At 43.0% G+C, this 24,743-nt stretch carries 18 protein-coding genes; 13 read left to right on the plus strand and 5 right to left on the minus strand.

The window, feature by feature from the left end:
- Nucleotides 1–13: 13 nt before the first annotated feature.
- The 4 genes from FQV26_RS02135 to FQV26_RS02150 are packed head-to-tail and all read right to left on the minus strand — an operon-like array spanning nt 14 to nt 4,644.
- A complete protein-coding gene (locus FQV26_RS02135; protein WP_146555723.1) occupies nt 14–1,498 on the minus strand; it encodes a Na+/H+ antiporter subunit D in 1,485 nt (494 codons plus the stop codon).
- A complete protein-coding gene (locus FQV26_RS02140; RefSeq protein WP_146555724.1) occupies nt 1,491–1,829 on the minus strand; it encodes a Na(+)/H(+) antiporter subunit C in 339 nt (112 codons plus the stop codon). Before FQV26_RS02140 ends, FQV26_RS02135 begins: the two co-directional genes overlap by 8 nt.
- A gap of 3 nt (nt 1,830–1,832) precedes the next feature.
- The gene (locus FQV26_RS02145; RefSeq protein ID WP_146555725.1) at nt 1,833–2,255 is read right to left on the minus strand and encodes a monovalent cation/H+ antiporter subunit B; all 423 of its coding nucleotides are present in this window, start codon (nt 2,253–2,255) and stop codon (nt 1,833–1,835) included.
- Nucleotides 2,242–4,644, minus strand: a complete 2,403-nt coding sequence (locus FQV26_RS02150; RefSeq protein ID WP_146555726.1) for a Na+/H+ antiporter subunit A — start codon at nt 4,642–4,644, stop codon at nt 2,242–2,244. Before FQV26_RS02150 ends, FQV26_RS02145 begins: the two co-directional genes overlap by 14 nt.
- A 313-nt stretch (nt 4,645–4,957) precedes the next feature.
- Between FQV26_RS02150 and FQV26_RS02155 the strand changes: the two genes are divergently transcribed.
- Together FQV26_RS02155 and FQV26_RS02160 are read left to right on the plus strand one after the other, a co-directional pair.
- The gene (locus FQV26_RS02155; RefSeq protein WP_146555727.1) at nt 4,958–5,647 is read left to right on the plus strand and encodes a universal stress protein; all 690 of its coding nucleotides are present in this window, start codon (nt 4,958–4,960) and stop codon (nt 5,645–5,647) included.
- 71 nt (nt 5,648–5,718) lie between these two features.
- Nucleotides 5,719–6,360, plus strand: a complete 642-nt coding sequence (locus FQV26_RS02160; protein ID WP_146555728.1) for a pentapeptide repeat-containing protein — start codon at nt 5,719–5,721, stop codon at nt 6,358–6,360.
- Between the two features lie 212 nt (nt 6,361–6,572).
- Here the strand turns inward: FQV26_RS02160 and FQV26_RS02165 are convergent, their stop codons facing one another.
- Nucleotides 6,573–8,069, minus strand: coding sequence for a peptide MFS transporter (locus tag FQV26_RS02165; RefSeq protein ID WP_146555729.1), 1,497 nt, complete (start codon nt 8,067–8,069; stop codon nt 6,573–6,575).
- A 431-nt stretch (nt 8,070–8,500) separates the two neighbouring features.
- On the opposite strand from FQV26_RS02165, the gene FQV26_RS02170 reads away from it, so the two are divergent.
- The 11 genes from FQV26_RS02170 (at nt 8,501) to FQV26_RS02220 (ending at nt 24,644) form a co-directional block, all read left to right on the plus strand.
- Nucleotides 8,501–8,857, plus strand: coding sequence for a helix-turn-helix domain-containing protein (locus FQV26_RS02170; protein WP_146555730.1), 357 nt, complete (start codon nt 8,501–8,503; stop codon nt 8,855–8,857).
- A 172-nt stretch (nt 8,858–9,029) separates the two neighbouring features.
- Nucleotides 9,030–9,815: an SDR family oxidoreductase gene (locus FQV26_RS02175; RefSeq protein ID WP_146555731.1), complete on the plus strand. Its 786-nt coding sequence runs from the start codon at nt 9,030–9,032 to the stop codon at nt 9,813–9,815.
- A 16-nt stretch (nt 9,816–9,831) separates the two neighbouring features.
- Entirely contained in the window at nt 9,832–10,317 is a 486-nt protein-coding gene (locus FQV26_RS02180) for a DUF4334 domain-containing protein (RefSeq protein ID WP_146555732.1), read from the plus strand.
- Nucleotides 10,318–10,455: 138 nt separating this feature from the next.
- Nucleotides 10,456–12,228, plus strand: a complete 1,773-nt coding sequence (recQ, locus tag FQV26_RS02185) for a DNA helicase RecQ (RefSeq protein ID WP_146555733.1) — start codon at nt 10,456–10,458, stop codon at nt 12,226–12,228.
- 256 nt (nt 12,229–12,484) lie between these two features.
- Nucleotides 12,485–17,071, plus strand: coding sequence for a glutamate synthase large subunit (gltB, locus tag FQV26_RS02190; RefSeq protein ID WP_146555734.1), 4,587 nt, complete (start codon nt 12,485–12,487; stop codon nt 17,069–17,071).
- 174 nt (nt 17,072–17,245) lie between these two features.
- A complete protein-coding gene (locus FQV26_RS02195; protein ID WP_146555735.1) occupies nt 17,246–18,733 on the plus strand; it encodes a glutamate synthase subunit beta in 1,488 nt (495 codons plus the stop codon).
- A gap of 363 nt (nt 18,734–19,096) precedes the next feature.
- On the plus strand, nt 19,097–19,558 hold the full coding sequence (locus tag FQV26_RS02200) for a hypothetical protein (protein WP_146555736.1): 462 nt from the start codon (nt 19,097–19,099) through the stop codon (nt 19,556–19,558).
- 91 nt (nt 19,559–19,649) lie between these two features.
- A complete protein-coding gene (locus tag FQV26_RS02205) occupies nt 19,650–20,558 on the plus strand; it encodes an HD-GYP domain-containing protein (protein WP_146555737.1) in 909 nt (302 codons plus the stop codon).
- Between the two features lie 124 nt (nt 20,559–20,682).
- Nucleotides 20,683–21,207 carry a hypothetical protein gene (locus FQV26_RS02210; RefSeq protein WP_146555738.1) on the plus strand — a complete coding sequence of 175 codons (525 nt, stop codon included), beginning with the start codon at nt 20,683–20,685 and terminating at the stop codon, nt 21,205–21,207.
- 108 nt (nt 21,208–21,315) lie between these two features.
- Nucleotides 21,316–22,773, plus strand: coding sequence for a circularly permuted type 2 ATP-grasp protein (locus FQV26_RS02215; RefSeq protein ID WP_186759596.1), 1,458 nt, complete (start codon nt 21,316–21,318; stop codon nt 22,771–22,773).
- On the plus strand, nt 22,773–24,644 hold the full coding sequence (locus FQV26_RS02220) for an alpha-E domain-containing protein (protein WP_146555739.1): 1,872 nt from the start codon (nt 22,773–22,775) through the stop codon (nt 24,642–24,644). The genes FQV26_RS02215 and FQV26_RS02220 overlap by 1 nt, the downstream gene beginning before the upstream one ends.
- Nucleotides 24,645–24,743 lie beyond the last annotated feature (99 nt).

Genomic DNA, 24,743 nt, shown 5'->3' on the forward strand with positions numbered 1-24,743 from the left:
AGAGAAAGTGGATTTACTCAATTATGCCCAATACAGCATCGATATAAATCCCAGGATCCAATAATGTTTCAGCAGCGGTCGCAACATAAGGCGCCAAACCTTCGATGCCTAAACCGATGCCAATGGTCAATAACACAAGTGCTAAACAGGGCAGCAGGACGCCTCTTCTCAAGGGCAGCTGTTCTTCTTTACTGACAATGGTTTCGCCCCAGAAACAGTTTTTAAAGATGCGTAGCAGCGAGTAAAGGACGAAAATACTGGATATCAGGGCTAAAGCTAGGAGGAGGTACGATCCACTATCAATTGCGGCCCCTGCTATCAGAACTTTTCCAATAAAACCGCTGAGTGGTGGAATGCCGGCAAGCGACAGCATAGTGATGAAAAAAGACCAGCCAAGCAATGGGTAGTTCTTCATGAGACCGCTCATTCCGGCCATTTTTGAGGTGCCGCTTAATGTGATCATTGTACCGACAAGAAGAAACAGCAGCGCTTTGGCCACCATATCATGAATAAAGTAGTAGATGGCCCCTTCAATTGCAGCAGGAGTGGATATTGCCAATCCTGCCAACATGAAACCGACAGCAATGATCACATTGTAAGCTGCAATGCTGCGGATATCATTGAAAGCGATGGCCCCTAGGCTTCCTCCGATTAAAGTCAACCCCGCCATAACGCCGATGAGGGTATGTGTGATTTCCGGCTGGTGATAAAAAATCAATGAAAAAACACGGAACAAGGCATAAACTCCAACCTTCGTAAGCAATGCGCCAAAAAGGGCAGAGGTGACAACAGGCGGTGAACTATAAGATCCGGGAAGCCAAAAGTAAAGTAACAACCCAGCTTTCAAACTGAACACCACCAAAAAGACGATGCTGATGGTGGTTAGAAGAGGTGTCTGCCCTACTTCCGCAACCCGTTCAGCTACATGTGCCATATTCAAAGTGCCGACAGTTCCGTAGAGGAAAGCCAAGGCCACCAGGAAGAACCAGGATGAAACGATATTAATCGATACGTACTTGATTGCTTCGCGCAGCTGACGTTTGGAATTACCTAAAGTCAGGAGTACGTAAGAAGACAGCAGCATGACTTCAAAGCAAACGAACAGGTTGAACAAATCACCAGTCAAAAAAGAACCGTTGACGCCGGCCGCTAGAAACAGTACCGTCGGATAAAAATACATGGTCTGCAATTCTTTGCTGGTGGAAATCAGGGCATAGCTCAGGCAGATGGTTGTTACAATGCTGGATGTCAACACGAGTAAAACGGCAAAGGAATCGGCAACAAACAAAATGCCGAAAGGCGGTTCCCAGCCCCCGAAATCCAAACGTATAATTCCATCAGCCTGAATCGCATACAAAAGATAAAATGATATGCCTGCAGTGACCGCCATGGCCGTAAGACTGATCCAGGCTTGGATGCGTCCGTAAGTGCGCAAGAAAATCAGCACTACGCCTATTATTATTGGAAGAAGCATGGGAAGGACTAAAATATTATTCATCATCAGAACCTCGCATAGCTCCTAAATTGTCTGTTCCCAATTCCTGATAAGCGCGATAGGCGAGCACCAGGATAAAAGCTGTAACAGCGAAGCTGATGACAATTGCCGTCAAAATTAACGCTTGAGGCAAGGCATCAACATACGACTCTGCTTCTTCCCCGAGCAAAGGAACCGTTCCCAGCTTCAAACCACCCATCGATAAGATCAGCAGATGGACGGCGTGAGACAGGATAGCTGTACCCAGGATGACGCGTACAACATTTTTTGATAATACAAGATAGATGGCGACCGTGGTAAGGACGCCGACCAAAATAATGATCAATGATTCCACAGGCTACTCATCCTCACTTATGCTAAGAATAATATTCACGACAACACCAACAACTGTCAGCGCGATGCCGGCTTCAAATATGGTGACAGTGGCAAGTTCAGTCTTACCGAAAATCGGCAAATCAAAGTAGCCGAAACTCTGGCTCAAGAAGGCCTCGCCGAAAAACATAGGGACAACACCGCTCGTCATGGCCAGCAATACACCGAATGCAGAAAGTTTTTTAAAGTCGATAGGCAATGCTTCACTGACGGTTTCTGAATCATAAGACAAAAACATCAACACGAAAGCAGAAGCAATAACCAATCCTCCAATGAAGCCGCCGCCTGGTTGGTTGTGTCCGGATAAAAACAGGTAGATGCCGAACGTTAAAATAATCAAAACGACAGCTTTTGAAACAGTTTTTAATATCACGTCATTGATGCTCATCTTTATCCGGCCCCTTTCCATGTTTCAAGCGGATTAACGTATAGACGCCGAGTCCGGCAATGAACAGAACAAGTGATTCAAGCATTGTATCAAAAGCACGGAAATCTCCAAGAATCGCATTGACAATATTGTCTCCACCGGCAAGTTCATAGGAATTTTCAAAATAGCCCGAAATGCTGGTGAATAGCGTTCCGCTGTTTACGGTCAGTCCAATCAGTGTGACCGTAACTCCAGCGCCGATGGCAATAATCGCGTTGCGAATATTTATCCGTTTTGAAGCATTGTCTTTTGTCCATTCAGGCAAGAAATTAAAGCACAGCAGGAATAATACAGTGGTCACTGTTTCGATGACCAATTGTGTCAAAGCCAAATCCGGTGCACGGAACAACACGAAGAAAATAGCGATAGAGAAACCCAGTACACCATTCAGTAAAATAGCTGTCAGGCGCTTTTTGGCAAACAGGATACTTATGGCGGCAATCGCCATGACGGCAGTCAACATGCCCTCGTAAACGCTGACTGGGGAATCGGCGGACAAGTCAATGGATAAGGCGCCGGTGAAAATCAATGCCCCGCCAGATACAGCAATAAAGAAAGAGAAGATGTAAGCAAAATAAGCAGGGAGATGTCCGGTCATATAATGCGTGGTAATCCAATTAGAAACCCTTTTCAAATCCTTCAGAAAAGAATTGTACAGCACAGTGAAAGTCCATCCCGCAGGCTGCAAGCGATAGATTTTGTACCAGCTGCGGATGGTAAGGAAAAGGACCGTTCCGATAACGATAATTCCTAAGGTCATAAATAATTCGGTATTAAAACCATGCCACGCTGAAATGTGGGGAGATGCTCCTGGAATTCCAGGAATGACGCCATTCAACGCGGGCCTCAGCAAGTGGTCACCTAATAGGTTTGGCATGAAGAACAAGGCGATAATTAAAACGCATAGAATGGCTGGAGAAATCAGCATTCCAATTGAAGGTTCCACCGGTCTTCTATCCAGTTTCTTCAAATGAGAAGGACCAAAGAAAGTTCGGAAAACAAAAATCATACAATATACAAAAGTAAACACAGAAGCGATCCACGCAATGATAGGAATCAGTAAGCCCCAGGTTGCGACTTCGAAAATTGGAAGTCCCGCCGCGTTAACGGAAGCCGTGAAGAACATCTCTTTGCTTAGAAATCCATTAAAAAAAGGAAGTCCGGCCATTGAAAAGCTGCCGATGACAGCGAATGTAAAGGTGATAGGCAGGAATGCCATCAATCCACCCAAGCGCCGGATATCACGCGTTCCCACCTGGTGATCGACAATGCCGACCACCATGAAAAGGGCGCCTTTAAACGTGGAGTGGTTGACCATATGGAACAATGCTGCAAAAACGGCCAAGCCATAAATTTCACCTTGACTGCCGGCTCCAAAATGGAGGGCTGCTGAACCAAGACCGAAAAGGCTCATAATTAAACCGAGTTGACTGATAGTGGAATAGGCGAGCAACGCTTTCAGGTCGGTCTGTCGGACAGCGCAGAAAGCTCCCCAGAATAAAGTGACAAGCCCGACAAGTGTGACTGTCCAGAACCAAGCAGCATCGCCGCCGAAAGTCGGGGTAAAGCGGGCAACCAAATAGATGCCTGCTTTAACCATGGTGGCAGAATGCAGATAAGCACTAACCGGAGTTGGTGCTTCCATAGCGTCCGGCAGCCAAATGTGGAAAGGGAATTGGGCAGACTTGGTGAATGCGCCGAGCAGCACCAGGAACATGGCCGGATAAAACAAGCTATGATCGGTGTACTGCCCCATGACAGCTGCAACTTCCCGAATGCTGAATGTTCCGGTCATGGAATGGAGCATTAAAAATCCGGCAAGCATTCCGAATCCGCCAAACACGGTGATCAATAAAGACTTTTGGGCACCGTAGCGGGAATTTTTCCGGTGATACCAGAAAGCGATCAACAAAAAGGAAGAAATACTGGTTAATTCCCAGAAGACGTATAGGACAAGGAGATTATCAGATAGGACAACGCCGAGCATAGCTCCCATGAACAGCAGCAAATAGGCGTAAAAATGCGGAAAAGAATCGGATGATGATAAATAGTAGATGGAGTAGAGAACGACAAGGCTCCCCATGCCGGTAATGAGTAAAGCCATGATCAAACTGAGGCCATCAAGATAAGTTGTAAAGTTTATGCCTATCGAGGGAATCCAATTGACTGTTTGGATCAGGGTTTCGTCAGTTGAAATAGTGGGGATCTGAAAGACGAAAATAGTGAATAGAACAAGTGGTACAAGCAGCACGAGCCAGCCGATATGCAAGGCTCCAGTTCGTTTATGTATGAGTGGGATCAAAGCGGTAGCGATAAAAGGAATCAATATGGCTAAAATCAATAGATGCACAGCAGAACCTCCGGTATTGGGATAGAAAAGCGAGTATGAATGGAAAAATTAATGAGCGGGTATATAATAAAGAAAAGTAGATTTCACCTTTGCTGTTGTTTGATGAGCTCTCAAAGCAGCCAATATAAATTATACAGGAAAACCTTGGCTTTTTCATTTGCCAGCCAATGCTGGTAAGAAAAAGGCCGGCAAGTTTTTTTAACTAGGAAATCTGAAAATTATTGAAACCCTTGATTTTATGTAAAGGAAGAAGTATAATTTCATAGTTTTGAAAGTCAGGATATGAATTATATTCCCAGAGGGGTGAACATAAATGAAGAAAATCAGAGGACGGATGGATGAGAGCATCCTGGTATGTGTTTTTTACGGGCCGAATGGCGAACGTTTGATCAATCGGGGTAATAAACTTGCTACCATGCTGGATTGTCCGTTGTATATTCTAACGGTGGATCAGTCATCCATTAACGAGTTCGATACTGAAAAAGCATCTTATATTGAACGCTGGAGAGAGCTTGCTGAAGAATACGAAGCTGAAGAATTTATGGTTCGTGATAATGAAAAACGCCCCTCTGCAAAAGTGATTGCAGAAGTGGCTCACGAATTTAATATTACGCAAATTATTATCGGACAGACGGCAAGAAGCAGATGGGAAGAAATTACCAAAGGTTCATTCCTGAATATGTTGTTGCGTGAGATTCCACTTGTCGATCTTCATGTCGTTTCGTTGGCGCGTACAGTGAAAGGCGTCGAAGGGGATGAGTTTGAAAAAGGCGTTCGCTGTTACTTGGTGAAGGATGAGGAGAGCTACAAAATTAATTTTACCCAATCAAAAAATTGTCAGCTCGAAGGGATCTTCTTCAAGGAAATCGGGACAGATTTCGATAACGGCATCTTCAAATTCATGCACGACAATAAAGTGTACCAGGTGGAAGTGACAGAAGACCGAATTGACTTGCCTGAGGTCATTGATGAATGCTTGGATAAAGAATTAGTGAAAAAATAATTTCAGACAACAAAAGGCTGCTTCGCCATCGAGGCAGTCTTTTGTTTGCTCAAGAGGAGAATCAGTCGGTTATGAAGAAAAGCAAAAGGTTGGAACCGCTTATCCCAAAGGAACTGGAAACCCGTTCTTTTGCAGCGGCCATAGATGGTGACCAGTACGTAAGCAATTGCAGAATCTCGCAGGAAACGATTGATTTCAGCACGGAAGACGCTCTTCATATCGACAATGTTGTTTTTGAAAACGTCAATTTTTTAGAAACCAGTTGGCCGCGTTCGGAGTTTGTCGATGTGGTTTTTTTGAACTGTGATTTGTCGAATGCCGATTTGAGCCGGACAGTTTTTCATCGGGCGGAATTCCGCAATTCCAAATTGGTTGGAACCAATTTTGCTGAAGCTGGAATCCGCCATACGCTTTTTGATGAATGCGTATTGAATTATGCCGTTTTCGGTTTTTCCTTATGCAATACTGTGAGTTTTGTCTCTTCCTCTATGCACTTTGCGGATTTTTATCAAATGGAATTGAAGACCAGCGAGTTTCATAAATGTGACATGAATGACATTAACTTTACAGAAACGAGCCTAAAGGGCATCGACTTAAGCAGCAACACCTTCGACAGCATCCAGGTATCGATTGAAAAACTTCAAGGGTGCAAGGTATCGTCAGATCAGGCTATCGCTTTTGCAAGGCAAATGGGAATGATCGTCGAAAACTAGTATTATAGAAGAAACATAAAAAAATGCCCGGCAGATTTAAACTGCCGGGCATTTTTATGTTAAAGAACATGGACGCCTTCGCTTTTCTTGTGTCTAGCTTCAGCAGCCAGCCTCTCGAGTCGCTTCAGCCTAACCAGCAATGGCAAAGAACGCCATTACCGGTTAGGCTTCCAGCGCTTGTCGAGGCTAAACGGCTGCTTCCGCTTTTCTTGTTACCGGACGCCTTTCATGAAGCTTTGGATGCGTGGTGCGAAGATGAACAATAGGATACTGAGGGCAATTGAGGCGCCTCCGATGATTCCGAAATACATCATTTCGTTTTCCACTGTGTAGAATTTGACCAACTGTGCATTGATTGCTTGAGCAGCAGCATTTGATAGGAACCACAGACTCATGGTTTGCGCTGAGAATGCTGCAGGAGCCAATTTGGTTGTCGCTGATAATCCCACAGGAGAAAGGCAAAGTTCGCCAAGTACAACGATGAAATAACTAAGGACAAGCCAGAGTGGATTAACTAATGCAGCAGGTCCGCCAAAATATGCCGGCAATAGAATAACCAGGAACGATAATCCTGCAAACAACAGGCCGAGTGAGAATTTTTGCGGAATAGACGGCTGTTTGCTTCCAAGTTTAACCCATAGCCATGCAAAGACCGGAGCTAGCATAATAATGAACAAAGGATTCAAGGACTGGAACCATGCAGGAGAAATGGTGATTCCTGCAAACTCAAGGTTCGTACGGGTGTCCGCGTATGCGGCAAGAATAGTTGATCCCTGTTCCTGGATTGCCCAGAACATGACAGAGGCGATAAATAAGGGAATGTAAGCCAATAGATGCGAGCGCTCAACTTCTGTTGTCTTTTTACTCCGATACATAACCGTGAAATAAGCGATTGGAATTAAAATACCAAAAATACCGACAATCGCCACAAAGCTATCAAATGTCAGCAATCCGGTCGGGATACCGATTGCTACGGCTGCTGCAATGATTAATGCGCCGATTGTAAAGATTTTGATCGTTGTTTTACGTTCTGAAGGTAATAAGGGATTCGGCACAACGGTTCCTGCCAGACCCAGATTCTTTTTCTTTGTAACTAAGAAAATGACCAAGCCAAGGAACATTCCGACTGCTGCAATACTGAAACCTAAATGGAAGCTGATTCTCATTCCTACAGTACCGACGATCAACGGTGCGAGGAAGCCTCCCATGTTGATTCCCATATAGAAAATGCTGAATCCGGCATCTCGGCGGTCATCATTTTCTTCGTAGATTTCACCAACAACACTCGATACATTCGGTTTCAATAAACCGGTACCCAGAACAATTAATACCATGGAGACGAAGAATAAAGCAAGGTTGCCGGGAATCGCTAGAGCGATATGCCCAAGCATGATGAGAATTCCTCCATAAAAAACAGCCTTTGATGTACCGAATATCCTATCGGCTAACCAACCACCGATAATTCCGGACATGTAAACAAGCGATCCGTAAATGGACATGATGGATAAAGCGGTGGTTTGATCAAGACCAAGACCGCCCTCGGAAATTTCGTAATACATATAAAAAACCAGAATGGCTCTCATTCCATAGTAGGAGAACCTTTCCCAGAACTCTGTAAAGAATAGCGTGAATAGCCCTTTGGGATGACCAAAAAAGCCTTTTTGAGGAACACTGCTGACAATTTCTTGTCTAGAATACTTTTCAGACATCATACTAACCTCCATTTGTTTATTCTAACATAATACTTTTTTTAGTTAAAAAAATCAAAAAAAATTTATAAACTAGTACAAAAGGCTTTAATAAACTTTTTATTAATAAAATTTTAAATAGTTTTTAAAACAATTATTTTTTTGAAATAGTTATTAATTTCTGATTAAGATAATTAACTAATTCAGACTTTCTGGTAATGAAAGTGATGAAAATTTAAAGTGTCTATTTACCTGCTATTTCGAATAGTTCTTAAAATGGTAAAATCAGTAATATAAATATCCTATTAATTTTCCATATTTAGTAATGATTAGTTAGTGTTCACTAATTATTCACACTTTTTTAAAGAATTATCCAAAAAAGATTGTGAAAAAGCGCAAGGTGCAGTATATTTAAAATAGTTAGAATATTAATTAGGGAGCAGGAGCATATAATGAAACAGTTAAGCAAACGAATCAAGGACTTAAGAGAAGCAAAAGGACTATCTACTGAAGAGTTGGCAGAAGAAATCGGCTTTGCAAAAAGTACGGTCTGGGCTTATGAAAGTGGAAAGAAACAAGTGTCTGTAGTGCATCTCGAAAGACTTGCAGATTATTTTGAGGTATCAGTCGACAGTTTGTTGGATCGCAGCGAACGGACAATCAATGTGGATCTTCAAAATACCAGTTTCTTAAACGACTACAATCTAATGTTGGATGACCAGCCGCTCAATCAGCATGAGATTGCCGAAGCTGCATCTTTCATTCAAGTTAAACGCCGTATGGGTAGTTATGGAGTCGCTACAAACTAATTACCGATAAGCCCAATAAAAATGCCTTTCCTTTATATAAAGGAAAGGCATTTTTTGTTGCAGAAAAGTGAGAGGAGTCGGAAAAATTCAAGTTTATCGAAGTCTGTTTATCTCATGTCCCTTCGGGAAGACATAAGGTATATGAAAAATGTATACCAGGAGGATGATTTAAATGAGTAAAACGATATTTATCACAGGAGCAGGAAGCGGACTGGCGAAAGGGGCAGCATTTGGTCTTGCAAAACAAGGGCATAAAGTGATTGCGCCAGTCGAAACGGCTCCGCAAGTTACAGCGTTGCGGGAGGAAGCTGTAGCAGAAGGAGTGGACTTGGACGTCTTTAAAATGGACATTAAAAATCCGCAGGACTTGGCGCAGATGCTGGAGTACGACTTTGATATTTTCGTCGCGAATGCTGCAGTCAATGAAGGCGGTCCGCTTTCAGAAGTGCCGATGTCTAATTTCAGGGAATTATTCGAGGTCAATGTCTTCAGTACTTTAGAGACTGCCCAAGTTGCAGCGCGCAAATTCGTAGCTAAAGGAAAAGGGAAAATCATTTTCATGTCTTCGATGGCTGGAATTATGGCGACGCCATACGTCGGACCCTATACTGCGACTAAGCACGCCATCGAAGCTATTGCGACGACGATGCAGAAAGAGCTGGAAGGCCACGGAGTACAAGTAGCGACCATCAATCCTGGGGCTTTTGCAACAGGCTTTAATGACCGCAGTGCAGAAGCGAAGTGGAAATGGTACGATGAAGCCATTCATTTCACCCGGAAAGAAGATATGGAAGAGGCGGACAAAGCTTTGGAAAATCAATACGATCCAGCTGACATGATTGCGAAGATGGTGGAAATCATCCCTCTTGATACACATAAATTCCGTACTGCCTTCCCTGAAGAAACTGAAAAGCAAATGAAAGAAGAGGAAGCGAAACGTTGGGAGATGGAAATTTAAAAGGAGGGGTATGAGTATGGAGCCTCAAGCAGAGATTGCTGCCATCCTGGAAGAAGGGAAAACGGATCTTCATACTGCCTGTAAACTATTCGATTCCTTGGAGACAGTAGATTTAGAGTTTCTTCTTGGGACTTGGAAAGGAAGAGATTTTCATACCGGCCATCCTTTGGATGGGATACTGAAGAAATTAAAGTGGTATGGCAAAGCATTCCATGATGCGGACAATGTAGATCCACTTCTTTTTGAATTTATAAAAGGAAAAGTGGTTGCGATTGATCCGGTGCCTTTTATGTCAAAACAGAAGTTAACGGAGGCAGCAGGCGGAGAAGCGCGTATGCGCATGGTTGAATTTCGCGGAAAACTGAGTGCTGCTATCATTTATGACCATTTGCCGATCCATGATCATCTTCGGAAAGTAAATGACAATTTGTTGCTCGGTATGATGGACCTTAAAGGAGATACCCAAGCGTTTTTCTTTTTGCTCGAAAAAGTGGAAAAATAAACAATCGTCCTGAGTGCTTATGCTCATGGGGCGATTTTTTATGGTTTTCTACCCTTCTTCCTAAGATTTAACCAAAGAAAAAGGCGCAAAAATGTGGTAAGCTAACTCATACGATACGAGTATTAGGAGTGTTCTATTTTGTTGGAAAGCGCGAAAAAATTACTGCAGTCCCATTTTGGCTATGAGTCTTTTCGGGTCGGCCAGGAACAAGCCATTACGCAGGTCTTTGAAGGGCATAATTCGATTTGCGTCATGCCGACAGGCGGCGGCAAGTCCATGTGCTACCAAATTCCCGCGCTTGTTATGGAAGGAACCACCATTGTTGTGTCGCCTTTGATTTCATTGATGAAAGACCAAGTAGATGCCCTTTTGGCAGCCGGCATACCGGCTGCTTATATAAACAGTTCCCTCGGTTTTGATGAAGTACGTGAGACGCTGATGGATGTTCAACGCGGTGCCGTCAAATTGCTTTACATTGCGCCTGAACGATTGGATTCGGAGATGTTCCTCAATGAACTGCAGGGAGTTCATGTACCCCTGATTGCTGTCGATGAAGCCCACTGTATTTCCCAATGGGGCCATGATTTCCGCCCAAGCTACCGTTTGATCAGTCGCATGACTGAACTGTTTCCCAATAACCCGACGGTACTTGCCCTTACTGCCACTGCCACCCCTCAAGTACGTGAAGACATTTGCCGGATCCTAGATATTGAAGAAGAGCACACCGTCATGACTGGTTTCGAACGTGCCAATTTGACGTTTTCTGTCGTACGCGGCCAAGACCGGGAGCGCTTCGTAAAAGAATACGTAGCGAAAAATGATAAGGAAGCAGGCATTATTTATGCAGCTACCCGAAAAACTGTGGATTCAGTGTATGAGATGCTCTTGAAGAAAGGCATTAAAGCAGCAAAATACCATGCAGGCATGCCGGATCATGAAAGAAAGCTCGGGCAGGAGCGGTTCCTGAATGACGAAGTTACTGTCATGGTTGCAACAAATGCGTTTGGTATGGGTATTGATAAATCCAATATACGTTTTGTTATCCATTATCAATTGCCGAAGAATATGGAAAGCTATTACCAGGAAGCAGGCCGTGCAGGCCGTGATGGCTTGCCAAGTGAATGTATTGTGTTGTACGCCTCTCAAGATGTCCAGACCCAGCGGTTCTTGATAGATCAAGCACAAGACCCTAGCCGCATTCCGGGTGAACTGGTGAAATTGCAGGGCATGGTTGATTATTGCCACACCGAAAGTTGTCTGCAGCAGTTTATTATCCATTACTTCGGAGATACAGCTGCTGAACCGTGTGGCCATTGCGGAAACTGTTTGGATGACCGTGAAAGCATGGATGTTACGAAAGATGTCCAGATGGTTCTGTCATGTGTCATCCGTATGGGGCAAAAGTTCGGCAAAGCGATGACTGCTCAGGTGCTGACCGGTTCCCGCAATAAAAAAGTGCTGGATTTCGGATTTGATAAGCTGTCGACCTATGGAATTCTGAAACACCAAAACGCCAAGGAAGTTTCAAACCTAATTGAATTTATGATTTCTCAGGAATTGTTGGCAGTAGAACAAGGTTCATTTCCAACAATTTATGTGCCTGACGGCGGAAGAGATGTGCTGCTTGGAAAACGGAAAGTGTTAAGAAAAGGTGCTGTTGTCACTAAACGCATCGCTTCAAATGATCCTTTATTTGAAGAGTTGCGTGTAGTTCGTAAAAGTTTGGCTGATAAAGCCGGGGTACCTCCTTTTGTCATTTTCTCTGATAAATCACTGCAAGATATGGTAGCGAGAAGACCAAAGAATGAATCAGAATTTTTAGAAGTTACTGGAGTGGGAGCCAATAAGCTTGAAAAGTATGGTGAAGCATTTCTGGAGGCAATTCATTCTTTTGATGCGATAAATAATTGAATAAATATAAGTAGAGAAACTCCATATAAAATACGGGTTTCTCTATTTTCAAATTGTCAGACTTGTATATTTATTCATTATAATCTTATGAGTATATGTCGCTCAATAAATGCGAATGGAAGCGTTTTCAACGTAATCATAGGATTTTGGCCTCAGAATAAATATTTTTTTACTCGGAGGAATTGTATATATATTCAGACTTATGATATACTATCAAAATATTATGACACATCAGTGTAATGAAGGAGGCGGTTTGATGAGCAAGAAAGAGTATCCAATCCCACAAGGGCTTTATCATCCAGAGCAAGAACATGAGGCGTGCGGAATAGGGATGATCGCCAATATTAACGGTAAAAAATCACATGCAATCGTTCAAAATGCGATAAATATATTGTGTAACCTGGAACATCGCGGAGGCCAATCGTCAGATACGAGTACAGGAGATGGCGCTGGTATCCTGACGCAGATTCCCCATCGGTTTTTCTTGAAGCAATGTGAAAAAGAAGGTATTACATTGCCTGAAGAAGGCAAGTATGGCATCGGTATGCTCTTTATGCCGCAGGATTACGATTTGCGTATGAAGACAAAAGAAATGATTCACCAAATCGTTCAGGAAGAAGGGCAAATTTGTCTTGGGTGGCGTCCGGTCCCAGTAAATGATTCATTCGTTGGTAAAGTCGCATCAAAAACCAAACCTGTTATTCGCCAAGTATTCATTGGCGCTGCAAACGGATTGGAAAACCGCATAGACCTTGAGCGGAAGCTATACATTATCCGTAAGCGGATCGAACAGGCAATGGTCGGCGAAGAAGATTTCAAAGACGTTTATTTCAGCAGCCTTTCAGCAGGTACAATCGTCTACAAAGGCATGCTTATTCCGGAACAATTAGATTCATTTTATATTGACCTCAACCATCCTGAATTCAAATCAGCATTGGCTCTCGTCCACTCTCGCTTTAGTACAAATACCTTCCCAAGCTGGCAGCGTTCACACCCTAACCGCTATTCTATCCATAATGGTGAATTCAATACCCTAAGAGGAAACGTCAATTGGATGCGCGCTCGTCAAATGCTTTGTGCATCTCCTGCATTCAGTGAACAGGATCTTCAAAAAGTACTGCCTGTTATCGATGAAACTGGCAGTGATTCATCAATGTTTGACAACTGCTTTGAATTTTTGCACTTGTCTGGAAGATCACTGGCACACACAGCGATGATGATGGTTCCTGAACCATGGGTAAATGATCCGACCATCAAACAGGAGAAAAGAGATTTTTATGAGTACCACAGCACCTTGATGGAACCATGGGATGGACCTGCTGCATTAGTCTTTACTGATGGCAAACAGATTGCTGCTTGTCTTGACCGAAATGGCCTGCGCCCAGCCCGTTATTATGTGACGAAGAGCGGCATGATCGTCATGGGTTCAGAAGTGGGCGCGTTGGACATCTTTGCGGATGACATCATCTACAAAGATCGCTTGCGCCCAGGTAAAATGCTATTGGTCGATTTGGAAGAAGGCAAAATTATTCCTGATGAAGAAATCAAACTTCAAATTGCAGGAGAGTTGCCATATAAAGATTTCATCGAAAAAAATATGTTCGATATGGAAGATCTTCCAGAGCCGACAAAGCCATCAAACTTTAACGAAACACAACCTTTAATCAAGCGGCAGCTGGCTTTCGGCTATACGATGGAAGAAGTTCAAAAAATCATTAAGCCATTAGCGACTGACGGCAAAGATCCTGTCGGTTCAATGGGCTATGATTCGCCTTTGGCTGTTTTATCGAAAAAACCACAGCTTCTTTATAATTATTTCAAACAGTTGTTTGCTCAAGTAACGAATCCTCCTATTGATGCGATTCGTGAACATATTATTACAGCAGCACGAACAACTATCGGTGCAGAAGGGAATCTGGTTCAACCGACTCCTGAAAGTGCCCGCCATATCCGGTTGGAAACACCGGTTTTGACAGATGCGGAACTTGAGAAATTGCGTCAGCAGAATATCGCTGATTTCAAATCCGCTACAATTTCGATGTTGTTTGCTAAAAATGCTGGAGCGGAAGCAATGGAGCAAAGATTAGATGCTATTTTTGCAGAAGCAGATCAAGCGCTTAAAGAAGGCGCCACATTGATCATTTTGTCTGACCGCGGCGTCAATGAAGAATATGCAGCAATTCCTGCTCTATTGGCAGTTTCGGGCTTACACCATCATTTAATCCGTGAAGGCACCCGTACACAAATGAGTATTTTGCTGGAATCTGCCGAACCTCGTGAAGTCCATCATTTTGCGGCACTTCTCGGTTATGGAGCAGAAGGCATCAACCCATATCTGGCTTTCGATACAATTAAAAATTTGGTTGAAATTGAAGATATTCCGAATATCAGCTTTGAGGAAGCGGAACAAACATATGTGAAAGCTGTTACCGACGGCATCATTAAAGTCCTATCCAAAATGGGAATTTCAACTATTCAGAGCTATCGCGGTGCGCAGATTTTTGAAGCAGTCGGCATCCATATGGATGTAATCGATAAATACTTCACTCGTACGTCCTCCCGTCTTGGCGGAATCGGCTTAGACATCATTGCGAAAGAAGTGCTGATGAGACATGAAGCAGCTTATCCGGTTGCCGAAGGGGACGATCAGGCTCTAGAGTCTGGCGACGAATTCCAATACCGAGAAAATGGTGAAAATCATCAGTATAACCCGAAGACCATCCATACACTGCAGCATGCATGCCGTACCAATAATTACGAAGTCTTCAAAAAATACAGCAACCTCTTAACCGATGAAAAAGCGAATCTCCAATCGCTGCGCGGCTTGATGTCATTTAAGAAACAGGCGCCAGTGCCGATTGAAGAAGTGGAAACCATTGAAGAAATATGTGCCCGCTTTAAAACCGGAGCTATGTCATACGGCTCTATCAGTAAAGAAGCGCATGAAGCACTTGCTGTTGCAATGAACCGCATAGGCGGAAGAAGCAATTCAGGTGAAGGCGGAGAAGAAATATCCCGCTTTATTCCAGATGAAAATGGCGATAATCGCCGTAGTTCCATTAAACAAGTAGCATCCGGACGTTTTGGTGTAACCAGCCATTACTTAGTGAATGCGGATGAAATTCAAATCAAAGTGGCGCAAGGGGCGAAGCCTGGAGAAGGTGGACATTTGCCAGGCAAAAAAGTCTACCCTTGGATTGCGGAAGTTCGCGGTTCTACACCAGGGGTCGAATTGATCTCACCACCTCCACACCATGATATTTATTCAATCGAAGATTTAGCTGAATTGATTTTCAACTTGAAAAATGCAAATCCAACTGCCCGTATAAGCGTCAAATTGGTATCAGCTGTCGGAGTTGGAACAATTGCTGCCGGTGTTGCAAAAGGCCGCGCTGATGTTGTATTGATCAGTGGCTATGATGGCGGAACGGGAGCGGCACCAAAAACCAGTCTGAAACACACAGGTCTGCCGTGGGAAATTGGTTTAGCTGAAACGCATCAAACACTTCTATTAAATGGACTGCGCGATCGGATTGTCGTTGAAACAGACGGTAAAATGATGACTGGCCGTGATGTAGTAACAGCGGCTCTTCTGGGTGCTGAAGAATTCGGATTCTCAACAGCGCCTCTAGTTGTACTTGGCTGTGTCATGATGCGCGTCTGCCATTTGGATACGTGTCCAGTCGGCATTGCGACTCAGAATCCTGAACTGCGCGAAAAATACGGCGGTGATCCGGAGCATGTTGCAAACTTCATGCGCTTTATCGCACAGGAAACCCGTGAATTGATGGCTGAACTGGGCTTCCGTACGATCAATGAAATGATCGGCCGCACAGATGTCCTCGAAGCAAACCAGGCAGTTGATCACTGGAAAGCAGGCGGCATTGATTTGAGCGCATTGTTGTATCAGCCGGACCTGCCGGAAAAAGTGGGACGCTATGCAACGATTAAGCAAAATCACGAATTGGAAAAAACCTTGGATCATCAGGAACTATTGCCTCGTTGCCGTAAAGCCATTGAAAACGGTGAACGAGTCGAAGTGGCAACAGCAATTCGCAATATTCATAGAGCTACAGGAACGATCATTGGCAGTGCCGTCTCGAAGCGCTATGGTGCGGAAGGTTTGCCTGACGACACTATCAATCTGAATTTCCAAGGGTCTGCAGGTCAAAGCTTTGGAGCGTTTATTCCAAAAGGGATGTCGATGAACTTAATCGGCGATGCCAATGATTTCGTCGGAAAAGGACTGTCGGGCGGTAAGATTACGGTCTATCCGGCATTGGATTCAACATTCATCCCTGAGAAAAATATTATCATCGGCAATGTTTCTTTCTATGGAGCATCCGCTGGCGAAGCTTATATTTATGGAGTGGCAGGCGAGCGTTTTGCTGTCAGAAACAGTGGAGCGAAAATTGTCGTCGAAGGCGTGGGCGACCATGGCTGTGAATACATGACAGGCGGACGTGTAGCAATTCTTGGACAAACCGGGAAAAACTTTGCAGCCGGCATGTCAGGGGGCGTAGCGTATGTCCTCGATGAAGAAGGCACGTTCAGCGAACGTTGCAATGCGGAAATGGTTCATTTGCAGCCGCTTGCCGATCCGGCAGAAATTGAAGAACTGCGAGAAATGATCGAGAAGCACGTACATTACACAAGCAGCGCCAACGGAGTCCGCTTATTGGCTCATTGGGAAATCTATTCTGCTAAATTTGTGCGCGTTATCCCGAAAGCTTACCTCCAGATCAACGAAAGAATCAACAAACTGCAAAGCAGCGGCATGGCGAAATCCGAAGCTGAAATGGCTGCTTTTGAAGAAAGCAAAATGGCGAACGCCGGGAAATAAGAAAAGCGAAAGCGGCTTGCGTCCCGAAGAGCTAGGTGCAGAAGTCTGGACATAGAAAAGCAGACCAAAATATCGGGCTTTCTTGTGCATCTAAATAAAAATCCAATGGTTTCTACTAACTAAAGTAGAAACTCATGGATTTCAACATGAGAAATTGTGAGTAGGAGGGAAATAATGGGGAAACCAACAGGATTTATGGAATATGGCAGACAGACACTCAAAGAGCGTCAGCCAGCTGAACGTACAAAAGACTGGAACGATTATACAATCCCTCTGTCAAATGAAGAAGTAGCTAAACAAGGTGCGCGTTGTATGGACTGTGGAGTGCCAACTTGCCATACCGGAATGGAACTGGATAATGTGACGACCGGTTGCCCGGTAAATCATCTCATCCCGGAGTGGAATGATTTGGTTTACCGTGGACAATGGAAAGAAGCCTTGCACCGTGAACATTTGAAGAACAACTTCCCGGAATTTACAGGAACAGCATGTCCGGCTCCTTGTGAAGGTGCATGTGTATTGGGAATCAATGAACCGCCTGTAGCAATCCGTACAGTAGAGCGTTCCATCATCGAACGTGGATTTGCAGAAGGTTGGGTAGTAGCGGAACCGCCTAAAACACGGACCGGCAAAAAAGTGGCAGTAATCGGTTCAGGTCCAGCAGGACTTGCGGCTGCTGCTCAATTGAACAAAGCGGGTCATCTGGTGACCGTATTTGAAAAAAGCGACCGTGTAGGCGGATTGCTGACATATGGAATTCCTGAGATGAAACTATCCTATGACATGGTCACAAGACGTGTAAAACTTCTTGAACAGGAAGGAATCACTTTCATTACCAGTGTAGAGGTCGGAAAAAATTACCCTTCTTCTAAATTGAAAGATGATTTCGATGCTGTGGTCATGTGTACAGGGGCGACTGTCCACCGCAATATTGATGTAGAAGGCCGTGATCTTGACGGTGTTCACTTTGCTATGGACTTCCTGCACACCAGCACGAAAAGTCTGCTGGATTCGAATTTTGAAGATGGCAACTATATTTCTGCGAAGGGCAAGAACGTAATCGTCATTGGCGGCGGAGATACAGGAACTGACTGCTTGGCGACTTCTGTACGCCACGATTGTGAAAGTCTTGTACAGTTTGATGTCTACGATAAAAAAGGTGCGATTCGTGATGAAAAAGGCAATCCGTGGCCGCAATATCCGAAAGTTCACCGGATAGAATACGGCCATAAAGAAGCAGCTGCCACTTTTGGAAATGATCCAAGAGCCTATGCGGTCATGACAAAGAAATTTGTCGGCGATGAAAACGGAAAAGTCAAAGAAGTGCATACAGTGAATGTGAAGTTGAAAATCGATGAACAAGGCAATCGGATTCGTGAGGAAATTCCAGGAACTGAAAAGGTATGGAAAGCGGATTTGGTATTGATTGCTATCGGTTTCAGCGGACCAGAACAGGACCTGATCCAGCAATTAGAAGTAGAAACAGAAGCGAATTCCACAGTGAAAGCGGAATACGGAAAATACACAACCAATGTAGAAGGCGTTTTTGCAGCGGGAGATGTACGCCGTGGCCAAAGCTTAATTGTGTGGGCTATTAATGAGGGCCGTGAAGCGGCTCGTGAATGTGATCGTTTCCTAATGGGGACGACTGTATTGCCGTAATAAAAAAGAATTGTTGATTAAGAGCTGTGGCAGAACTTGAGAGCAAGTTCTGCCACAGCTTTTTATGTGGAATTGCCACTTAGGCACAAATAGAATAATAAAATTATGTTAGAAATATGAGTTTATTTTAACTTTGACAGTAATTTGATAATCTGCTTTTCAACTAGATTTCATATATGTAAAAACCATGTCTTTTATCTAAATAATGCAATATCTAGTTGTGCAAAAGACCTACTGAGTATATACTATAGAAGGTAAGAGCTGGTATTTTAAGTCAAATTATAGTGAGATGTTATTTATTTTCACTTATAAGAGTTTGGAATTTCAATGCCTGCTACCTAAATAGAACTAGGGGGAAAAGATATGTTTAAAAAGAGTTTAATCGCTGTTTTGTTTTCATTGATTATGGCAATGGTTTTAGGTACGAGTGCATTTGCACAAACTGATATCCCACCTGTGAAATATGACACTAGCAAAGAGATGACGCCGGAAATCACTAAAGCGATAGAAAATATTAACTTAGTCAATGCTGAAATTGAGTCTGAGATTAATAAGGCTCAAAAAAGTTCAGAAGAAATTTTCGCAGCTTATCAATTAGAAGTAGAGAGCGTCGAGAGTATTTCAGAAAAAAATAAATTGTATTCTGTATATAATAAGAAAATTAACACATTAATAAACGACTTGAAAGCGACGACAAGAGAACTGACTAAAAATGGAATGAAAGCTGCTAGAGAAGCTGGCATTAATACGAGACCTGAATTGATTAGAGTCGAGTTCGCTGACCGATTTGCTATGATTGATCCGATGGTAGTAGTAGGTTGGTGAAACGATTTGTATAATAGCACGCTTGTAGAGTACTATGAGAGTACAGAATAATCTTCTGAATTCTCATAGTTTTTTAGAAGGAAGTGAACTTGTGAAAGGCTTAGATATATTAAAAAATGGATATCTAGAAAAAGTAAATAATGAGTCAACCTTTATAAGTTTACTAGGACGAGGGGACGGTCTCGAAATAATCAAACAAACAGTGATGAAGGATAAGTTAATCATTCTTTTTCCTGGTAAAGATGCGTCAGTTCATGAATTTTTTTATATACTAAATGGTGTTTTAGAAGTAGAAATTAACGATGAAAGAATTCAACTTAGAGAGAATGATTTTATTTCTGCTAAAAGTTTAGAAGAAACAGTTCATTTTACTGCTTTAACAGAGGTAAGTTTTTTATCTGTATCTACTGCTCCTACATTTCACTATCTTAGTGAAGTTATTAGCGAATTAAGAAAAATTGGAGCCGCTGTAGAACAAAAGGATCGCTATACTTTTAATCACAGCTCTCGAGTAGCTAATTATGCAGTAAAAACTGCTACTAAAATGAAATTGAGAAGAGAGCATATGGAAAATTTATTTTTGGCTTCCATCCTCCACGACATCGGCAAAATTAATATTCCGGAAGAAGTTTTAAAGAAACCGAGCAAATTAACAAATGAAGAATTTGAAATGGTGAAGAAGCATCCTGGTGATGGGGCTGCTATGATTCGTGACACTCCTTATGCCGATATTGCCGATATTGTGGAACAGCATCACGAGCGTGTTAACGGAAGAGGCTATCCGTTTGGACTTAAAGGCGATGAAATATTAATAGAAGCAAAAATTATTGGCGTCTGCGATACGTTCGATGCGATGACGGAAGACAGAGCTTACCGATCTGCCTTTTCTGTCGAATATGCAATGGCTGAGATTAACAGTTTGAGGGGAATTCAATACGATGAGGAAGTTGTAGAGGCTTTCGAACAGGTTCTGAAAGAAGAGGGAAGATTAGATTCATAGCGGCAGAACCCAGACACCCAGAACATTTTGAGGTGTCTTTTATTTTAGTTAAAATGTTTAGAATTATGTGATTTAGTCAATACTTTATACACAGTGATTTATACAAAATAAGGAGGAGATTCATATGGCTAGAAATTCATCAGGCGGCATGTTCGGTAAACTTGTATTGATTGGTCTTGGTGCTGTAATTGGAGCAGCAATGACTCAACAGAAGACGGAAACAGGTGGAACTTCTCAAACTAGCAAAGCAGATATGAAAGCGAATATTAAAAAAGGGCTCGATCGCTTAAATGAGCAATCAGGCGGCATGGTTGATAAAGTGAAGCCGACTGTCAACAAAGCAGTGGATAAAGTAAAAACTGCAATTGATGCGCAGCAGGAAATGATGAACAAAGAAAAAGAAGCATTGGACAAAGCTAATAAGACATTGCAGGATGATATCGGTGGAAATGCTGAGAAGAGCAGCAGCTCAACAAGCGACAAATCCACTACAAGCTCATCCGACAATATTTCTTCAAATACCGATAAACCGACAGGTGGGGTTTACGGAGGCAGCACGGCGTATACCGAATCATTGAAAAAAAATGATTCCGATGATTCGTCGAAAAAAGATAGTTCATCTTCAAATGATTCAACATTCGGAAAATAAATTTGGTATAATAGAACTAAGATAAGCTATGTGCGTTTCTTGAAACGGCATAGCTTTTTTCTTAATTCATTTTATCTGAATATTCTACGTTTTAAGGAGGTTGTTCATTTGTTTAAAACATATTCAACTGGAGCATTTTTTGATGAAATGTTTACACCGCAGGGAAAGCCGAAATCGCATTACAAGAAATTCTTTGAAGTGCTTCAAAACTTTTCGGCAGAAGAATTGAGAGAAAAACATGAAACAGCCCAATTGTCGTTTTTAAGGCAAGGCATCACGTTTACTGTCTATAACAATAATGTCGGTACAGAGAGAACGATGCCTTTTGATTTTGTTCCGGTCATCATTCCTTCCGAAGAGTGGGAAGTGGTGGAAAAAGGAATGATCCAACGGGCGGAAGCGCTCAATCAATTTTTGGAAGATGTCTATCATGACAAGCGAATTCTCCAAGATGGAATTGTTCCGAGGCGTTTAGTCGAAGAAAATCCTTATTATTATGAGGAACAAGTGAAAGATATTGATATTCCACTGAAAAATCATATCTTTTTAGCCGGAATCGATTTGATCCGGGACGAAAACGGAAAATATCATGTACTCGAAGATAATTTGCGCAACCCATCAGGCTTGTCATATGTTTATCAAAACCGGTATGTTATGCGTCAAGTCTACCCCGAATTTTTCGCCAATCAATCGGTTCATACCCTCGAGCACCAGTTATCCCATTTGCATCAAGCGATATTGGATCATGCACCGGAATCGAGAAAAGACAAAGCTTTTGCGGTCTTGTTAACGCCTGGAATGTACAATTCTGCCTATTACGATCATGTGTTTTTAGCGCAGCAGATGGGGATTGATTTGGTAGAAGGACGGGATTTGATCGTCAAAAAGAATATCGTCTATATGAAGTCAATCCGAGGTTTGAAGCGTGTGGATATTATCTACCGCCGAATTGACGATGATTACTTGGACCCTGAAGCTTTCCTGGCAGAATCGGCACTGGGTGTTCCGGGCTTGCTGCTGGCCTATAGAAAAGGCAACGTGGCTATCCTGAATGGCATCGGCAATGGAGTAGCGGACGACAAAGCCATTTACGCCTATGTACCGGATATGATCCGGTATTACCTGAATGAAGAACCCATCATTGATAATGTTAAAACCTACCTATTAGATAACCCGGAAGAGCGGGAATGGGTGTTGGATCATTTAAACGAATTGGTAGTTAAAAATGTCGGTGCTTCGGGTGGTTACGATATGTTGGTCGGGCCGCATGCTTCGGAAGAGCTGATTGAAAAATTCCGCGAAAAAATTATTGAATCCCCTCATCAGTATATCGCGCAGCCAACCATCAAATTATCCAGGGCTCCTGCATATCAAGGAGAAGAGTTTTACCCATGCCATGTTGATTTAAGAGTTTTTGTGGTCCGTGGAGTTGATACGCATGTTATGCCGGGCGGACTTTCGCGAGTTGCTTTAAAAGAGGGCTCGTTAGTTGTGAACTCTTCACAGGGCGGCGGCGGCAAAGATACATGGGTGTTCAAGAAAAGAGAAGAAGAGGGGGACGCCTAATGCTTAGCCGCGTAGCAAATTCTTTGTATTGGATGTCAAGAAATGTTGAAAGAGCTGAGAACAACGCCCGTATTTTGGATGTGCAATTATTGCAAATGATCGAAGCTGCTGATGAAGAATTGATCCGCGACGGTGATTGGAAGCTGATTTATGAAATTTGTGCTTCGACAGAAACGATGGAGCAGATCAAAGCCATGCCCAGCTACCAGGAGGACCAGCTTGTCCATTACCTGGCTATGGAAGAAACCAACTTTAATTCTGTTGCAAGCTGTGTAAAAGTCGTTCGCGAAAATGCGAGAATCAGTAGAGACCATATTCCGGATGATTACTGGGAAGCCTGGAATCGCTGTTATTTAACTTTAAAAGAAATAGACCATCAAAATTGCACCGTCAAGGAAATGCGTGAATTTCTTGAACAAGTCAAGCTGACATCATTGACCACTCAAGGAATCGTGGAGTCTTCTATGTCCCGGGGAGTGGCCTATCAAATTATTAAAATCGCTAAATGGCTGGAACGCGCTGAGAAAACAGCACGTATTCTAAATGTTGTTTGTGAACGTACAAGAGAGCGCGTATTCGAAGTTCAATCCGAAGATTATTATTATTGGTTGGCTGCGTTGCGAATGACAAATGGCTATAATGCTTACTTGAAAATGAATCCGCCGCAGATGAATCCAAAGAAAGTGCTGACATTCCTAATTGCCAATACAAATTTTCCGCGTTCAATCCGTTATTGCCTCACTCATGTCCGCCGGGCGATTGATGAGCTGGAAGGCGGGAAAATTTCTCATTATTCGTGGGAGCTTTATGCAAAGCTCGATCAGTTGCAGGAGGAGTTTGAAGAAATTAATATAGACGAGCTGAACTCAGATGAAATTATGGACTTTCTAAATGATTTCCAAAATGGCTGCAATGAAGTCGGACAAGTTTTTTCAAAAACCTATTACTTAAGTGATTCTGAGACAAAACCGATGGAGTCCAGCCAATCACAGAGCATGGGCACGAAAGGAATAACTTCAATGAAATATAAAGTAGAGCATACAAACGTATTTGAATATGAAACTATTGTAGATCAGAGCATGAACTCGATTCGTTTAAAGCCGAGAACTGATGAGTGCCAGCGGCTATTGTCTTATCGTGCAGAAATCACGCCGGCTTCGCTTACCAAAGAACATATTGATATTTGGGGCAATCACGTTGAAACTTTTTTCATTGCAGAGCACCATCAACATTTGGAAGTGAAGACAACGTCGATTGTCAGCATTCAAAAAAGTCCATTTATTCATCGAATTGATTATTCACCGGAAATGAGTGCTATTTTTCATTCGCAATTATTCGGAGAGCATTATCTGGCATTTTTAAGTAATACCGCCTATACGTATTTGACAATTGATCAAATGAAGCAAATTGACCGAGAACTCGGAATCATGAAAAATCCGGTACAGTATGCGGTTGATGTGATGGAATACATCCATAATCATTTCACCTACGACGGCGAAACAACGACAGTCGATACGAAAGCGGAAGAATCTTTTGAGTTGAGAAAAGGGGTTTGCCAGGATATTACCCACGTTATGCTTGGCATTCTGCGCAGTAAGCACATACCAGCCCGTTATGTCAGCGGCTATTTGTATGTCGGGGAAAATTCTGCACTTGTTGGTGATGCAGCAAGTCATGCGTGGGTGGAAGTGATGGTTCCCGGCATAGGCTGGGTGGGCTTGGATCCAACCAATAACGTCGAAGCGCTGGAAAATCATATACGAGTCGGCGTCGGAAGAGATTATAACGACGTCAGTCCGGTTCAGGGTGTCTACCGGGGCGGCAGCCAGTCGCTGGATGTCAAAGTCTCAGTCAGTTTGTTGGATCAATAAAAGAGGATTCACTCAAAAAAGGCATCTTCAGTCCATAGCAGCCGTTGAAATGGGATAAATCTTAATAATCGTTTAACGGCAGAATTTTCTAATCCGTGC

Origin of the sequence: Planococcus sp. CPCC 101016 (assembly GCF_007859295.1) — a bacterium.
Taxonomy (GTDB): domain Bacteria; phylum Bacillota; class Bacilli; order Bacillales_A; family Planococcaceae; genus Planococcus.

Coding starts and splice junctions, on each gene's coding strand:
- FQV26_RS02210 (WP_146555738.1), top strand. CDS start 20,683: ATGGCTAGAAATTCATCAGGCGGCATGTTCGGTAAACTTGTATTGATT.
- FQV26_RS02170 (WP_146555730.1), top strand. CDS start 8,501: ATGAAACAGTTAAGCAAACGAATCAAGGACTTAAGAGAAGCAAAAGGA.
- FQV26_RS02165 (WP_146555729.1), bottom strand. CDS start 8,069: ATGTCTGAAAAGTATTCTAGACAAGAAATTGTCAGCAGTGTTCCTCAA.
- FQV26_RS02135 (WP_146555723.1), bottom strand. CDS start 1,498: ATGAATAATATTTTAGTCCTTCCCATGCTTCTTCCAATAATAATAGGC.
- FQV26_RS02200 (WP_146555736.1), top strand. CDS start 19,097: ATGTTTAAAAAGAGTTTAATCGCTGTTTTGTTTTCATTGATTATGGCA.
- FQV26_RS02155 (WP_146555727.1), top strand. CDS start 4,958: ATGAAGAAAATCAGAGGACGGATGGATGAGAGCATCCTGGTATGTGTT.
- FQV26_RS02145 (WP_146555725.1), bottom strand. CDS start 2,255: ATGAGCATCAATGACGTGATATTAAAAACTGTTTCAAAAGCTGTCGTT.
- FQV26_RS02175 (WP_146555731.1), top strand. CDS start 9,030: ATGAGTAAAACGATATTTATCACAGGAGCAGGAAGCGGACTGGCGAAA.
- gltB (WP_146555734.1), top strand. CDS start 12,485: ATGAGCAAGAAAGAGTATCCAATCCCACAAGGGCTTTATCATCCAGAG.
- FQV26_RS02220 (WP_146555739.1), top strand. CDS start 22,773: ATGCTTAGCCGCGTAGCAAATTCTTTGTATTGGATGTCAAGAAATGTT.
- FQV26_RS02195 (WP_146555735.1), top strand. CDS start 17,246: ATGGGGAAACCAACAGGATTTATGGAATATGGCAGACAGACACTCAAA.
- FQV26_RS02180 (WP_146555732.1), top strand. CDS start 9,832: ATGGAGCCTCAAGCAGAGATTGCTGCCATCCTGGAAGAAGGGAAAACG.
- FQV26_RS02160 (WP_146555728.1), top strand. CDS start 5,719: ATGAAGAAAAGCAAAAGGTTGGAACCGCTTATCCCAAAGGAACTGGAA.